Source organism: Salinimicrobium terrae DSM 17865 (assembly GCF_000424665.1).
In the GTDB taxonomy this organism is placed as follows: Bacteria; Bacteroidota; Bacteroidia; order Flavobacteriales; family Flavobacteriaceae; genus Salinimicrobium; species Salinimicrobium terrae.
In genome coordinates, this window is sequence record NZ_AUKI01000011.1 from 70,958 (window position 1) to 86,027 (window position 15,070).

The following is a 15,070-nucleotide window of genomic DNA, read 5'->3' on the forward strand; positions in this document are numbered from 1 at the left end:
GATGGAAAAGTTTATAACCCTTACAGATACTGCAGTTCCCCTGGAAACCGAAAACGTCGATACCGATCAGATAATTCCTGCCCGATTTTTAAAAGCAACAGACAAAGCCGGTTTTGGTGAAAACCTATTCCGGGACTGGAGATATACACAACAAGGAGAACCTAATACTGAATTTAGCCTAAATGATCCTTCTTATAAAGGGACAATTCTTGTTGCAGGCGACAACTTTGGATGTGGCTCCAGTAGGGAGCATGCAGCGTGGGCTCTTAAAGCTTACGGATTCAAGGTTGTGGTCTCCAGTTATTTTGCTGATATTTTTAAGGGGAATGCTCTTAACAATGGGTTACTCCCTGTACAAGTCTCTCCTCCATTTCTTCGTAAGTTATTTGATTATATAAAAGCAGATCCTTTAGGACAGATAACTATAGATTTAGATAATCAGAAAATTCTAATAGAAGGTACAGGTGAAGTCGAAAAATTTGAAATAGATCCATACAAAAAGACTTGCATGCTCAACGGCTATGACGACATTGATTTTCTATTGAGCAGGCTTGAGTCTATTAAGAAATATGAAGAAAAACAATTTGTATTATGAAGTTGAAAATAGCAGTGTTACCAGGAGATGGAATTGGGCCCGAGGTAACCAAACAATCGGTTAAAGTTTTAAAAGCAATTGCTGAACGTTTTGATCACGATTTCGAATTCGAAGAAGCAGTTGTCGGAGCCATTGCAATAGACCGCACAGGAGATCCTCTCCCCTACGATACTTTAGAATTGTGTAAAGAGTCTGACGCTGTTTTGTTCGGAGCAATTGGCCACCCTAAATATGACAATCACCCGAATGCTAAAACAAGACCGGAGCAGGGTTTACTCCGACTTAGAAAAGAACTTGGTCTTTTCGCAAATATTCGTCCTGTAAAAGCATACAACAACCTGCTCGAACATTCACCTTTACGTCCTGAGCGTATTGCAGGTGCCGATTTGGTAATCTATAGAGAACTTACCGGCGGAATTTATTTTGGAGATAAAAGTACCAGCGAAGACGGTTTGACAGCTACCGATGTTTGTACATATAATGTATCCGAAATTGAAAGAATAGCCCACCTCGCATTTAAAGCTGCTGAGCAAAGAAGTAAAAAATTAACACTTGTTGATAAAGCAAATGTTCTGGAAACCTCCCGACTATGGAGAAAGACAGTAACAAAACTAGCAGAAGATTATCCTGATTTAGAATTGGATTTTTTATTTGTAGATAACGCTGCGATGCAGATGGTTATTAATCCAAAGCAGTTTGATGTAATACTTACTGAAAATATGTTTGGCGATATACTGTCCGATGAAGCAAGTGTGATCGGTGGAAGTATTGGTTTACTGGCTTCGGCTTCAACAGGTCTCGAAAATGCCCTTTTTGAACCCATTCATGGATCTTTTCCCCAGGCAACCGGAAAAGGAATTGCAAATCCTGTAGCCTCTATTTTATCTGCAGCAATGCTATTGGATCATTTTAATTTAACAACTGAAGCAAAAGTGGTAAGAAAGGCTGTAGAAGAAAGCATAGCATTAAATATCTGTACACAAGACATCAATAAGAATAATCATTATTCCACTGAGAAAGTGGGGGATTTTTTGGAAGGAAGAATAAGTGAAACAGAAAATTATCAAATCAATGACAGAAATTTAAACATAGGTCAAATGACAATTATTTAGAATGGTTTGTCTTATGCCCAAAAGCCTTCCCTTAATTATTTAGGGAAGGCTTTTATTTATATCAAAAACTGAAAGAGATCGGGATTGTTGTTGAGATACTGTCCGTAAAAATTGTAGTCTTTCATTCGCTGCACTAATGGATCGAAATCTGCCTTATCTTTTAGTTCTATCCCTACTACAGCCGGCCCATTTGCCCGATGATGTTTCTTAGAGTATTCAAAATGCGTAATATCGTCATCTTTTCCTAAAACAGCTTCTACAAATTCCTTCAATGCCCCTGCTCTTTGGGGGAAACGCACAATAAAATAATGCTTAAGTCCCGAATACAATAGAGCTCTCTCTTTAATTTCGGCTGTTCTGGTAATGTCGTTATTACCACCACTTAGAATGCAAACCACATTCTTTCCTTCGATTTCTTCAGCAAAAAAATCAAGGGCCGAAAGTGCCATGGCACCTGCCGGTTCTGCTACTATTGCATCTTGGTTATAAAGATCAAGGATTGTCTGGCAGATCTTTCCTTCGGGCACGGTCACCATTTGGTGCAGGTTCTCCCGGCAAAGATTAAAGTTTTTAGATCCCACTTTTTGAACAGCAGCTCCGTCCACAAAACGTTCAATAAAATCCAATTCCACAACCTGACCTTCCCGCAGAGAAGAAGTCATGGAAGCAGCACCTTCAGGCTCTACCCCAATTACTTTGGTTTGTGGTGATAGTTGTTTAAATACAGAAGATAATCCGGCTAAAAGTCCGCCACCACCCAGGGGAGCGAAAACAAAATCTATTGGAGCAGTTGCCTGTTCAAGAATCTCAAGAGCAATTGTGGCCTGGCCTTCTATAACTTTTTCGTCGTCAAAAGGATGTATAAAGACCAGGGATTTTTCCCGTCCGTGAGTAACAGCCTCCTTATAAGAATCGTCAAAAGTGTCCCCTTTCAAAACGACCTCCACCCATTCCCCGCCAAACATCTGAGTTTGCTCTACCTTTTGTCGCGGAGTTGTTACAGGCATATAAATAACTCCTTTTGTTTGCATATTATTACAGGCAAAAGCGACTCCCTGGGCATGATTCCCTGCACTGGCACAAATAACTCCCTTTTCAAGTTGAGCTTTGGGTAAACTGGAAATTTTATTATACGCACCACGAATTTTATAAGACCTCACCTGTTGAAGGTCTTCTCTTTTAAGGGAAACGTTTGCCTTAAATTTCCTGCTGTAGGTAAATGAGGGGGCCAAAGGTGTCAAAAGTGTCACTTTTGAGATCCTTTTTTTAGCGTCCCTTACAGCTTCCAGTTGAGGCCGATATATTTTAGCAGCAGCTAACTCATCCATTATACTTCCAGTTTTTTCATAGCGGTCATCGCTTTTCTCAATTTGGATCCAACTTTTTCTACAGAATGTTTCCTAATTGAATTATTGATCCCAGCAATCTTGTTCTCATCGGGTTTTCCATTGCTATATTCCCGGCCAATAACTTCAGGCTCTAGTCCATTTATGTAATCTTTGATAAGTGGTTTGCAGGAATGGTCAAAAAGGTAACATCCGTATTCAGCTGTATCTGAAATGATCCTGTTCATCTCATATAATTTCTTCCTTGCAATAGTATTGGCAATAAGCGGAGCTTCATGAAGGGACTCATAATAAGCCGATTCTTCAATAATTCCGGCTTCTACCATGGTTTCAAAAGCAAGTTCCACTCCAGACTTTACTAAAGCCACCAGCAACACACCTTTATCAAAATACTCCTGCTCGCTGATTTTTTCTGAAGTGGCTTCTGTCCTTTCAAAAGCAGTATTCTCTGTAGCTGCTCGCCATTCCAACAGTTCTTTATCATCATTCTCCCAGTCTTTCATCATTCTGGTACTAAAGGCTCCTGTAATAATATCGTCCATATGTTTCCTGAAAAGTGGCCGCATGGTTTCTTTGAGTTCTTCTGAAATCTCAAAAGCCCGCACTTTTGCAGGATCTGAAAGCCGGTCCATCATCTGTGTGATACCACCATGTTTAAGGGCTTCAGTAATAGTTTCCCACCCATACTGAATGAGTTTGGCAGCATAGGCCGGTTCTACCCCTTCAGCAACCATTTTATTGAAGCTAAGAATAGATCCGGTTTGAAGCACTCCGCAAAGAATGGTTTGTTCTCCCATAAGATCGGATTTTACTTCGGCTACAAAAGAAGATTCCAGAACCCCGGCCCGGTGTCCTCCGGTGGCATAGGCATAGGCCTTCGCCCATTCCAGACCAATCCCGTGAGGGTCATTTTCGGGATGGACAGCAATTAAGGTTGGTACTCCAAATCCGCGCTTGTATTCCTCCCGAACTTCACTTCCGGGACATTTTGGAGCTACCATGATTACGGTAATGTCTTCTCGTATCTTCATGCCTTCTTCCACAATGTTGAATCCATGGGAATATGAAAGCACTGCATTTCTTTTGATCAAAGGCTGAATCGATTCTATAACAGAAGAATGCTGTTTATCTGGTGTAAGGTTGATAACGAGATCGGCTTCAGGAATTAATTCATGATAGGTTCCTACGGCAAATTCATTTTCTGTAGCATTTTTGTAAGACTGTCTTTTTTCCTTGATTGCTCCTTCTCGCAGTGCATATGAAATATCCAGGCCGCTGTCTCTCATGTTAAGTCCCTGATTTAATCCTTGGGCCCCACATCCTACTATTACTATCTTCTTACCTTGCAGAGCCGCCGCGCCTTCATTAAATTCTTCGTTGGACATGAACCTACAGGTTTGAAGCTGAGCTAGTTGTTCTCCTCTGGAAAGGCTGTTAAAGTAGTTACTCATTCTATTGTATTTGATGTATTAAATTTTTCTAATATTTCTGATATCGGCATTTCATTCTTTGAAACTGCAATCGTCCCCGATCTTACAAACTGCATTAGACCATAAGGCTTTAATTTCTCATAAAGACTTTCGGTTTCATGCCGTTCTCCTGTTTTCTCTATTACAAAAAACTGCGGAGAAACGGTTACTATTCGGGCATTTGTTTTCTTTATGAAACTCTGAATGTCAAAATCCTGAACAAAATCTGAAGATCTCACTTTATAAAGAGCAGTTTCCTGATAGATTAGCTCATCATCCTTGTGATAAAAAGCTTTGATCACTTCTATCTGCTTTTCTATCTGCCCAACAATCTTTTTCACCTGTTCTTCGGTTACTTCTACGATTATAATAAAACGCATTACTTCATTAACCTCACTTTGCGAGGCTGTAATACTTTCAATATTAATATGCCTCTTCAGGAAAATCGCCGCTATTCTGCTTAGCAGGCCCAGGTTATTTTCCGTATAAACAGATACTGTATAATTTCTCTTTTCCATCATTCTAAACGTATATCTGAAACTGATGCTCCCGTTGGTATCATGGGGAAAACACACTCTTCCTGTTCTACAACTACTTCAAGAAAATAGGCATCTTTTGATTCCATCATTTCCTTAACTGCTTCCTTGAGCTGGGACCGTTCTTTCACTTTTTTTGTTTGGATATGATAACCATTTGCAATTGTAATAAAATCGGGATTCACCATTTCTGTAGAAGCATATCGTCTCTCAAAGAACATCTGCTGCCACTGCCTTACCATTCCAAGAAAGCTGTTGTTAAGGACTACTATCTTCACAGGTATTTTCATTTGAAAAATGGTACCTAATTCCTGCAGGGTCATCTGGAATCCCCCGTCGCCTATGACGGCCACCACTTCCCTGTTTGGACTTCCCATTTTTGCGCCTATTGCTGCCGGTAATGCAAAACCCATGGTTCCAAGTCCTCCAGATGTTACGTTACTCCTGGTGGAATTAAATTTTGCGTACCTGCAGGACACCATTTGATGTTGCCCCACATCTGAAACAATTATAGCATCGCCATGAGAAAACGTATTGATCTCATCGAGCACTTCAGCCATTTTTACTTCTCCACTTTTGGCGGTAAGGTCATTTTTAATTATTTTCTCGTACTCAATAGCATAGAGTTCCTGAAATTTATTGTGCCAGTTTTCATGCTGGTTTGGCTGAATAAATTCCAAAAGCAGTTTAAGAGTTTCCTTCACATCTCCTAAAACAGGTATATCTGCATGTACATTTTTATTAACCTCAGCGGGATCAATTTCAAAATGTATGATTTTTGCCTGTTTGGCATACGTCTGTAAATTTCCCGTTACCCGGTCGTCAAAACGCATCCCAATCGCAACGAGAACATCACATTCATTGGTAAAAAAATTTGGTGCATAATTACCATGCATTCCCACCATACCAACATTTAGAGGATGATCTGTTTCCAGGGCAGAAAGGCCTAAAATTGTCCAGGCTGCAGGTATTCCTGCTTTCTCTATTACCTCTTTTAGAAGTTTTTCTGCACCGCCAAGAATTACACCCTGCCCAAAAACAATCAAGGGTTTTTTCGCATTGTTAATGGCTTCTGCAGCTCTTTCCACCTGTAGTAAATTTACTTCCGGTACCGGATTGTAACTTCTTATTGCCGTACATTCTTTATAGCTAAATTCCAGGCTGTCAAACTGTGCATCTTTGGTGATATCAATGAGGACAGGACCGGGCCTTCCACTGCGAGCAATGAAAAATGCCCTGGCAAAAACTTCAGGAATTTCAGAAGCTTTGGTAATCTGGTAGTTCCATTTTGTTATGGGTGTAGAAAGGCCAACAATATCTATCTCCTGAAAGGCGTCGCTGCCAAGAAGATGTGATCCTACCTGCCCCGTAATACACACCATAGGAGTGGAATCAATATGAGCATCGGCAATTCCCGTAATGAGATTTGTCGCCCCCGGTCCCGATGTTGCAATAGCCACTCCAACTTTTCCGGTAACCCTCGCATATCCCTGAGCTGCATGTGCTGCTCCCTGTTCATGCCTGGTGAGCACATGTTGAATCCTATCCTGATATTTATAAATTTCATCGTACACAGGCATTATAGCCCCTCCGGGATAGCCATACATGGTTTCTACTCCCTCTGCTATCAAGCATTTAATCACTGCCTCTGCTCCCGAAACCTTTACCGTTTCCTTAGAGGAAACTTTTTTAAAACCAGCTGTTTTCACTTCCATAACTCTTCATCTTAAAATTCATCTGTAACACAACCTTGTGAGGCTGAAGAAACAGTTCTCGCATATTTATAGAGCACTCCTTTGCTGAATTTCAGGTCGGGTGCTTTCCATTTATTTCTTCTTTCCTGAATTTTCTCCGGACTTAAATCCACAGAAATTATATTTTTGACAGCGTCAATGGAAATTTCATCTCCATCTTCGATCAAAGCAATTAATCCTCCTGCCTGGGCTTCCGGGGTAATGTGACCAACTACAAATCCATGAGTCCCTCCGGAAAATCTTCCGTCTGTAATTAAAGCCACATCCTTTCCTAAATTTGCCCCCATTATAGCCGCTGTTGGTTTCAACATTTCCGGCATTCCCGGTCCTCCCTGAGGTCCTTCATACCTAATAACCACAACATCTCCTTTTTTGACCTTTCCTTCGGAAATTCCATCATTCGCATCATATTCACTATTAAATACACGGGCTTTTCCTTTAAACAATAAGCCTTCTTTCCCGGTAATTTTGGCCACCGATCCACCTTCAGCTAAATTCCCGTATAAGATTCTTATATGTCCTGACTTCTTTATGGGATTTTCAATACCCTTTAATACTTCCTGACCTTCAGTTAAATCGGGCACATTGGCGAGATTTTCAGCTAAGGTTTTACCGGTAACGGTAAGGCAATCCCCGTGGAGCATGCCGTTGTTCAGCATATATTTTAACACTGCAGGGATCCCTCCAATGCTATGCACATCTTCCATGGCATACCTGCCGCTAGGCTTGAGATCTGCCAGGAAGGGAGTACTCTCACTTATCTTTTCAAAATCTGTAAGCGTGAAATCTACTTCAGCTGCTTTTGCAATTGCAAGGAAATGTAGTACCGCATTTGTAGAACCACCAAGTACTGTTATAAGTCTCACTGCATTTTCCAAAGCTTTTTTATTGACAATGTCTTTTGGCTTAATATCCTTTTCCACGAGAAGACGAATAGCTTTCCCCGCTTCTTCACAATCTGCCCTCTTTTCCTGTCCGACTGCAGGATTCGAGGAATTGTATAACAATGCCATTCCCAAAGCTTCAATAGCCGAAGCCATTGTATTTGCTGTGTACATCCCGCCACAGGCTCCCGCTCCCGGACAGGCTTTTTCTATTACACTGTTGTAATCTTCATCACTTATGTCTCCTGAAACTTTAGACCCCCAGGCTTCAAAAACCGAAACTACATCCAGTTTCTTCCCATTATGACATCCTGAGGCAATTGTACCCCCATAAACCAAAATAGCCGGCCGGTTGATCCTCAACATCGCCATTAATGCCCCGGGCATATTCTTATCACATCCCACCACTGTAATAAGGGCATCGTAAGACATTGCATGAATTACCGTTTCCACAGAATCGGCAATTATATCCCGTGAGGGCAGGGAATAACGCATTCCCGGAGTCCCCATAGAAATACCATCGCTCACGCCTATGGTATTAAAAATGAGGCCTACAAGATCATTTTCATTACAGCCCTTTTTTACCAGGGCTGCAAGATCGTTGAGGTGCATATTGCAGGGATTACCTTCGTATCCTGTGCTTGCTATACCTACAAAAGGCTTTTTAAAATCCTCTTTTGTAAGTCCTATTGCATGTAACATGGCCTGTGAGGCCGGTTGTGATTCGCTTTGTGTTAAAACCTTACTGTATTTATTATTCATTCCGGGAATTGGTCATTTTTATTTAAAATTACCTTCATATAAATTGCACAAGCTGAAGGAAGAAGGTTTTAAATTATCTTCAGAAGCAAAAATAAGTAGTTAAATAACTGAATTTCAATAGAATACACCCCTAATGATTACGATAGCTAAAATTTTAATGCAGCCTGCATTTGTAAAAACAGGGCATAAAAAAAGCCGTTAAAAAAACGGCTTTTTGAGAGGTAAGTATGTGAATCGCTTATTCCGCTAAATTTTTCTTTTCCCTGATCTCCTCCAAACAAAGATTGTCTTTACTGCCTGCATGAGAATGCTGTTTGTTGCCGACCGGTTTATAAGTTCCATTCTGAACCTTTTCTCCAATGATCTGATAAGCCTCTCTAAATGATCTTCCTTCCATCACAATATCATTAATACTATCTACCGTAAACAGGTATTTATATTTTTCGTCCTGTAGATTTACTTCAGAAATAATGACCTGAGAAATAGAGTGAGTGAAAATGTCCAGGATCTCCTTAATACCTTCTACGGAATTAATGCTGTTTTCCTTAATCACCTGGAAATCCCGATGATACCCACTTGGAAGATTATTGGTCACCAAAACCATCTCCCCCGCTATAGCCTGAAGCTTATTGCCTTTACCTCTTACCAGTTCAAAAACATCAGGGTTCTTTTTATGAGGCATGATGCTGGAGCCGGTTGTAAGTGCCTCCGGAAAACTTATAAAAGAGAAATTCTGGCTCATATAAAGACAGATGTCCATTGCAAAACGGGATAAAGTATTGGCTACTGAAGCTATTGCTGAAGTCACAACCCTCTCACCTTTCCCCCGACTCATTTGGGCTGCGACCACATTGTACTTCATGGTTGAAAAACCTAATTCCCTAGTGGTGAAATCCCTGTCTATGGGAAACGAGGAGCCATAGCCGGCAGCCGATCCAAGCGGATTCTGGTCTACCACCTTGAAAGCTGCCTTCAACTGGTACAGGTCATCAATCAAAATTTCTGCATAAGCTGAAAACCATAATCCGAAAGAGGAAGGCATAGCCACCTGCAAATGAGTATATCCAGGCAGAAGACTGTTCTTATGCTCCTCTGCAAGATTTAAAAGCACATCAATTAACTCATTAACTTTAAGGATGATCTCCTGCAGATTTTCCTTAAAGTAAAGGTGCAACGCAACCAACACCTGATCATTCCTCGAGCGGGCGGTATGGATCTTTTTCCCTGCCTCTCCCAGCTTTTTGGTTAGTGCAAATTCAATTTTGGAATGAACATCCTCAAAGTCTTCTTCAATTACAAAAGTTCCGTCGCTCACCTGCTGCTGAAGATTCTGAAGCTCTATCAGTAATTCTTTAACTTCATCTTCCTGAATTAAACCCACCTTTCCCAGCATTTTTGCATGTGCCGCCGAAGCCTGCAGGTCATATTTGGCCAGAAACATATCCAGCTCCCTGTCATTCCCTACAGTGAATTTTTCTATCTTCTTGTCTATCGAAATACCTTTATCCCAGAGTTTCATTATTTTAATGTTTTATTTCAAATTCATTTTATCGTCAAGCTGAATTTATTTCAGAATCTTTTTATCTAATAACAGAAATAAACAGAACCTGAAACAAGTTCAGGTTGACGGAAATATAATTTTTCAGAAAGCCATAATATATATTTTCACGTTTAAACCAATGCCTTTTCCAGCAACTTTATATACTTCTCTATTCCCTCTTCTATTTCCTTCACAAAAATAAATTCATCTGCCGAATGCGACCTCGTAGAGTCTCCCGGACCTAACTTCAGGGAAGGACAATTCAGCATCGCCTGGTCACTTAACGTCGGAGAACCATAAGTTGACATTCCAATAGAAGTACCGGCTGTTACCAAAGGATGATCTAAAGGAATGGAGGAAGAGTTAAGTCTTAAAGAGCGGGGCTTTATTTCGTCTACCGGAGCATCTTTTTGTAAAATTTCGAAGATCTCAGTATTGCTATACCGGTCATTCACCCTAACATCTACTACCAGTTCTACCTGCCCCGGTACGACATTATGCTGACTTCCTGCTTTAATTTGTGTTACAGTTAGTTTTACTTCTCCGAGAACATCAGATATTCTTTCAAAATTGTATTTTTCAAACCATTCCAGAGTCTTGGCTGTCTTGTAGATAGCATTATCATTGTTAGGATGTGCAGCATGTGATGGCGTACCTTTTACTACAGCATCGAAAACAACCAGCCCTTTTTCAGCCACTGCCAGGTTCATCAGGGTAGGCTCTCCCACGATAGCTATATCTATTTTTGGCAATAAAGGTAAAAGGCAGGCAATCCCGTTCTTTCCATTCGTCTCTTCTTCTGCTGTACCGGCAAATATAAGGTTGTGTGATAGACTTTCGGCTTCATAGAAATAAGTAAAAGTAGCCAGCAGAGAAACTAAACAACCGCCTGCATCATTAGAACCCAGTCCATACAATTTTCCTTCAATTACCTCCGGATCATAAGGATCTCTTGTATAAGCCGAATTAGGTTTAACGGTGTCGTGATGGGAATTGAGCAATAGCATCGGCTTCGATTCGTCGAAGTGTTTATTAACTGCCCACACATTATTCAGGTGACGCTTACAGGGAATATTATGAGCCTCAAACCACTGCTCCAGCAAGGTGGCAGTCCCATCTTCCTCTCCCGAAAAAGACTGGGTAGAGATCAATTTTTTAAGAAGTTCCAATGCTTCTTCCTGTAAACCTGATAAATCCATTATTTTATAATTTTTGTGCAGGAACTTCCTGCTTTTAAAATATGGGCATCTCCCAAATAAATTTCATTCACCCCGTGCTTCAAAGCTTCAAAGCAGTTATGTAGCTTTGGCAGCATGCCTTCACTTATAATTTTATTTTCTAAAAGTTGTCGGTATTTAACTCCATCAATTTCAGAAATTACTGAATCTTCATCCAGCGGATTTTCCAATACTCCCTTTTTTTCAAAACAGTAATATAATTCAGTGGTATAAAAACTACTCATAGCTTTGGCCACTTCAGCAGCGACAGAATCTCCGTTCGTATTCAAAAGCTGCCCCTTACGGGTGGCCGAGATTGCTGAAAAAACTGGGACTATTTTCTGTTCCAGCAAAGAACTAATGAAGTCTGAATTAACGGTTTCAATATCTCCTACAAACCCATAATCGATCTCCTTCACCGGCCGCTTTTTCGAAATTATACTTTTCCCATCTGCCCCGCACAAGCCAACCGCATTTGTTTCGAATGCCTGTAATTTGGCCACAATAGTTTTATTAATAAGTCCGCCATAGGTCATCACAATTACTTTTAAGGAATCGGCATCTGTAATTCTGCGGCCATCTACCATCTGGGTGGGGAATCCGAGTTTGGAAGCAATTTCCGTAGCCATATTCCCGCCGCCGTGAATAAGGATCTTTGGTCCTTCCAAAGCAGAAAAGTCCTGCAGAAAGGCGGTTAGTCGCTCTTCATTTTCAATAAGCTTTCCTCCTATTTTTACGATGGTAAGATTTTGTTTCTTCATTTTTAAAATGGATTTCAAAGACATTTTAATTACTTTAAATCCCTTGCCCTGGGAAGTTGGCTCTCATAATTAAGTGATTGATTTAATCCTTACCCTTTTTATGAGAAGATGTGCAAAATTACTCCCCTTTTGGGGGACGGGCGGACAACAGCCTTTTTAAAACCACCTGGGCAGCATAGGTTCTGTTTCCCGCTTGTTGTATTACCACAGAATTAGGACTATCCAAAATTGCATCATCAATGACCACATTCCGTCTTACAGGGAGACAATGCATCACCTTTGCATCATTTGTCAGCTGCAGTTTTTCTTCGCTAAAGGTCCAGGATTTATCCTCACTTAAGATCTTTCCGTAATCTTCATAGCTGCTCCAGTTTTTTACGTAAACAAAATCGGCATCTTTTAATGCCTCGTCCTGATCGTGTACCACCGAAGTGTCTTTTCTTACCGCAGGATTTAGATCATAACCCGGCGGATTTGTAATTACCAGCTCTACATCCATCCGCTGCATAACTTCTACAAAAGAATTGGGTACACTTTGAGGCAATGCCCGCGGGTGCGGGGCCCAGGTGAGCACAACCTTCGGTTTTTTCGTCTTTTGAAGTTCTGTGATCGTCAAGGCATCTGTCAAAGCCTGCAAGGGATGCCCGGTGGCGCTTTCCAGGTTCACTACAGGCACAGTTGCATATTTTTTAAAGCTGTTGATCACTTTATCTTCTTCATCTTGCTCCCTGTTTTCAAGACCTGGAAAAGCACGGACAGCTACAATGTCACAATACTGGGATAAAACTGCAGCAGCTTCTTTGATATGCTCTGCTTTATTTGAGTTCATTACTGCACCGTCTTCGAATTCCAGTGCCCAGCCATCTTTATCTGCATTCATAACCATCACCTCCATTCCCAAGAGTTTTGCAGCTTTTTCGGTACTAAGCCGGGTGCGCAGGCTGGGATTAAAAAAGAGCATCCCCAGAGTTTTTCCCTTCCCTAAGCTTGCTGCGGTATTTTCTTTTTTAAGCTGAAGTGCTTCAGCTATGGTTTGTTGTAAATCTTCTATATCTGATAAATTGATATAATTCTTCATTATTTAAAATATGTTGTAAAGACCTCACAGGTTTTAGAAACCTGTGAGGCCTTACTTACTTTTATTATTAAGTTCTAATTTTAATGCCAAAAAGAAGGCTTCAAAATGCCTTTTTTGGATACTAAGCGGCGGCAGAATTCTCAACAACTTTTTATTGGATGCTGCCCCGGTGAATATTTGATGCTTAAATAAAAGATCTTTCCGAAGTCCGGCAACTTCAAAGTCGAATTCCAGCCCCAGCATTAATCCTCTACCCTTTATATTTTTTATCTGCGGAATTTCAGCAGCTCTTTCTTTTACATAATCATAAAGAGCTGAAGCATTTTCGGTTAAGTTTTCATTTTTTAGGACATCCAGTACCGCAATCCCCGCTGCACAAGCCAGGTGATTCCCACCAAAAGTAGTTCCCAGCAGCCCGTGTTTCGCCTCAATTTCAGGAGAAATAAGGATCCCGCCAATTGGAAATCCGTTACCCATTCCTTTAGCCACGGAAATAATATCAGGGGAAATTTGATGTTTTTGGAAGGCAAAGAATTCGCCTGTCCTTCCATAACCGGACTGCACTTCATCTGCAATTAGAATGGCACCATTTTTTTTAGAAAGCCGGTCAATTTCCCGATAAAATTCCGTAGAAGCTTCATCCAGGCCGCCCACTCCCTGTATCACCTCCAAAATAACAGCCGCAACGTCTCCTTTAGCAAGTTCATTTTCCAAACCTTCAGCGTCTTCAAAAGAAAGGCAGGTGGTTAGATGTGTTTTATTGAAAGGGGCTTTTATACCTTCATTGTCTGTCACTGCAACAGCTCCTGAAGTTCTTCCGTGGAAGGCATTATTAAAGTAGATCACCCTGCTTTTTCCGGTGTGAAACGAGGCAAGTTTCAAAGCATTTTCGTTGGCTTCTGCACCCGAGTTACAGAGAAACAACTTGTAATCTTTAATACCTGAAGCCTGCAGCAGCTTTCCTGCAAGTTCGTCCTGCAGCGGATTCTTTATGGAATTGGAGTAAAATCCGAGTTTTTCAACCTGCTCCTTTATCGCTTTTACATAAACTGGGTGAGAATGTCCAATGGAGATCACTGCATGCCCCCCGTAGAGATCCAGATATTTTTTGCCCTCAGCATCAAAAACATAGCATCCTTCACCTTTTACCGGAGTGATATCGTAAAGCGGATAAACGTCAAATAAATTCATGATGCTGTGTTAGAAATGTTATTAATCTTTTTAAATGAAGCCTGCATTCCCCTGATGAGAGAAGAGCTGAGGCCGTGATGTTCCATTTCATTAAGACCTTCAATGGTACAACCCATAGGAGTAGTTACCTTGTCAATTTCCTCTTCGGGATGTTTACCCGATTCTATCAACAAACTTGCCGCGCCAAGGCAGGTTTGCAAGGAAAGCTGCTGGGCCTCTTTTGCATCAAAACCGAGTTGAACCGCACTTTGGGTAGTGGCCCTTATCAATCGCATCCAAAAAGCTATCCCACTGGCACAGATCACTGTTGCGGCCTGCATTTTATTTTCGGGAATGATCATGCTGGTTCCCATCCTGTTGAAAATAGCTTCTGCAACCGTTAGCCACTTCTGCCCTTTTTCGTTACTGCACAGGCAGGTCATAGATTTTTTAACTGCAATAGCGGTATTGGGCATAGCCCGGATTATAAAGTGATTTCCCACCAAATCTTCGATCCTGGAAATACTTACTCCGGTGACCGTAGAAATAATCACATGTTTATCGGTGAGGTCTTCTTTTATTTCCGTGAGTACTCCTTCTAATTGGTTAGGCTGCACGGCAAAGATGAGAATATCAGAGTTTTGGACTGCTTCACGATTATTTTTTGTAATCGTCACTTTCTGGTAATTCCCAAAGTTCTCAATATCTTCGGTCTTTCTTTTGCTGAGGTATAGCGTAGTATATGCGTTGCTTCCTATGAGTCCTTTGGCAATGGAAATTCCCAGATTCCCCGCTCCAATAATTGCAATCTTCATATCGAATGTTTTTGAGACCTCCCGGTTTTAA

The 15,070-nt window shown here is 41.0% G+C and carries 13 protein-coding genes; 2 read left to right on the forward strand and 11 right to left on the reverse strand.

Annotated features, from left to right (window positions below):
- Position 1: 1 nt before the first annotated feature.
- The gene (gene leuD / locus H148_RS0102920; protein WP_029033453.1) at positions 2 to 595 is read left to right on the forward strand and encodes a 3-isopropylmalate dehydratase small subunit; all 594 of its coding nucleotides are present in this window, start codon (positions 2 to 4) and stop codon (positions 593 to 595) included.
- The gene (gene leuB / locus H148_RS0102925; protein WP_029033454.1) at positions 592 to 1,707 is read left to right on the forward strand and encodes a 3-isopropylmalate dehydrogenase; all 1,116 of its coding nucleotides are present in this window, start codon (positions 592 to 594) and stop codon (positions 1,705 to 1,707) included. Before leuD ends, leuB begins: the two co-directional genes overlap by 4 nt.
- A gap of 56 nt (positions 1,708 to 1,763) precedes the next feature.
- On the opposite strand, the gene ilvA is transcribed toward leuB, so the two are convergent.
- The 11 genes from ilvA to proC all read right to left on the reverse strand — a co-directional run bounded on the left by ilvA (position 1,764) and on the right by proC (position 15,039).
- Positions 1,764 to 3,035: a threonine ammonia-lyase IlvA gene (gene ilvA / locus H148_RS0102930; protein ID WP_029033455.1), complete on the reverse strand. Its 1,272-nt coding sequence runs from the start codon at positions 3,033 to 3,035 to the stop codon at positions 1,764 to 1,766.
- Positions 3,035 to 4,504, reverse strand: a complete 1,470-nt coding sequence (gene ilvC, locus H148_RS0102935; protein WP_029033456.1) for a ketol-acid reductoisomerase — start codon at positions 4,502 to 4,504, stop codon at positions 3,035 to 3,037. Before ilvC ends, ilvA begins: the two co-directional genes overlap by 1 nt.
- Entirely contained in the window at positions 4,501 to 5,040 is a 540-nt protein-coding gene (gene ilvN / locus H148_RS0102940) for an acetolactate synthase small subunit (protein WP_029033457.1), read from the reverse strand. The genes ilvC and ilvN overlap by 4 nt, the downstream gene beginning before the upstream one ends.
- Positions 5,040 to 6,773, reverse strand: a complete 1,734-nt coding sequence (gene ilvB / locus H148_RS0102945; protein WP_029033458.1) for a biosynthetic-type acetolactate synthase large subunit — start codon at positions 6,771 to 6,773, stop codon at positions 5,040 to 5,042. The genes ilvN and ilvB overlap by 1 nt, the downstream gene beginning before the upstream one ends.
- Before the next feature lie 11 nt (positions 6,774 to 6,784).
- Entirely contained in the window at positions 6,785 to 8,458 is a 1,674-nt protein-coding gene (gene ilvD / locus H148_RS0102950) for a dihydroxy-acid dehydratase (protein ID WP_029033459.1), read from the reverse strand.
- A 238-nt stretch (positions 8,459 to 8,696) separates the two neighbouring features.
- Complete coding sequence (argH, locus tag H148_RS0102955) at positions 8,697 to 9,977, reverse strand: argininosuccinate lyase (protein ID WP_029033460.1); 1,281 nt, start codon at positions 9,975 to 9,977, stop codon at positions 8,697 to 8,699.
- Positions 9,978 to 10,129: 152 nt separating this feature from the next.
- Positions 10,130 to 11,197: a M20 family metallo-hydrolase gene (locus tag H148_RS0102960; RefSeq protein ID WP_029033461.1), complete on the reverse strand. Its 1,068-nt coding sequence runs from the start codon at positions 11,195 to 11,197 to the stop codon at positions 10,130 to 10,132.
- On the reverse strand, positions 11,197 to 11,976 hold the full coding sequence (gene argB, locus H148_RS0102965; protein WP_029033462.1) for an acetylglutamate kinase: 780 nt from the start codon (positions 11,974 to 11,976) through the stop codon (positions 11,197 to 11,199). The genes H148_RS0102960 and argB overlap by 1 nt, the downstream gene beginning before the upstream one ends.
- Before the next feature lie 118 nt (positions 11,977 to 12,094).
- On the reverse strand, positions 12,095 to 13,054 hold the full coding sequence (locus H148_RS0102970) for an N-acetylornithine carbamoyltransferase (protein WP_029033463.1): 960 nt from the start codon (positions 13,052 to 13,054) through the stop codon (positions 12,095 to 12,097).
- Positions 13,055 to 13,105: 51 nt separating this feature from the next.
- A complete protein-coding gene (locus H148_RS0102975; RefSeq protein ID WP_029033464.1) occupies positions 13,106 to 14,245 on the reverse strand; it encodes an aspartate aminotransferase family protein in 1,140 nt (379 codons plus the stop codon).
- Complete coding sequence (gene proC, locus H148_RS0102980) at positions 14,242 to 15,039, reverse strand: pyrroline-5-carboxylate reductase (protein ID WP_029033465.1); 798 nt, start codon at positions 15,037 to 15,039, stop codon at positions 14,242 to 14,244. Before proC ends, H148_RS0102975 begins: the two co-directional genes overlap by 4 nt.
- Between the last annotated feature and the right edge of the window lie 31 nt (positions 15,040 to 15,070).

Bases quoted from the DNA above. Each gene is read 5' to 3' on its own strand.
- ilvB (WP_029033458.1), bottom strand. From the start codon at position 6,773: ATGGAAGTGAAAACAGCTGGTTTTAAAAAAGTTTCCTCTAAGGAAACG.
- ilvA (WP_029033455.1), bottom strand. From the start codon at position 3,035: ATGGATGAGTTAGCTGCTGCTAAAATATATCGGCCTCAACTGGAAGCT.
- proC (WP_029033465.1), bottom strand. From the start codon at position 15,039: ATGAAGATTGCAATTATTGGAGCGGGGAATCTGGGAATTTCCATTGCC.
- ilvN (WP_029033457.1), bottom strand. From the start codon at position 5,040: ATGGAAAAGAGAAATTATACAGTATCTGTTTATACGGAAAATAACCTG.
- H148_RS0102975 (WP_029033464.1), bottom strand. From the start codon at position 14,245: ATGAATTTATTTGACGTTTATCCGCTTTACGATATCACTCCGGTAAAA.
- argB (WP_029033462.1), bottom strand. From the start codon at position 11,976: ATGAAGAAACAAAATCTTACCATCGTAAAAATAGGAGGAAAGCTTATT.
- leuD (WP_029033453.1), top strand. From the start codon at position 2: ATGGAAAAGTTTATAACCCTTACAGATACTGCAGTTCCCCTGGAAACC.
- H148_RS0102960 (WP_029033461.1), bottom strand. From the start codon at position 11,197: ATGGATTTATCAGGTTTACAGGAAGAAGCATTGGAACTTCTTAAAAAA.
- ilvD (WP_029033459.1), bottom strand. From the start codon at position 8,458: ATGAATAATAAATACAGTAAGGTTTTAACACAAAGCGAATCACAACCG.
- ilvC (WP_029033456.1), bottom strand. From the start codon at position 4,504: ATGAGTAACTACTTTAACAGCCTTTCCAGAGGAGAACAACTAGCTCAG.
- argH (WP_029033460.1), bottom strand. From the start codon at position 9,977: ATGAAACTCTGGGATAAAGGTATTTCGATAGACAAGAAGATAGAAAAA.
- H148_RS0102970 (WP_029033463.1), bottom strand. From the start codon at position 13,054: ATGAAGAATTATATCAATTTATCAGATATAGAAGATTTACAACAAACC.
- leuB (WP_029033454.1), top strand. From the start codon at position 592: ATGAAGTTGAAAATAGCAGTGTTACCAGGAGATGGAATTGGGCCCGAG.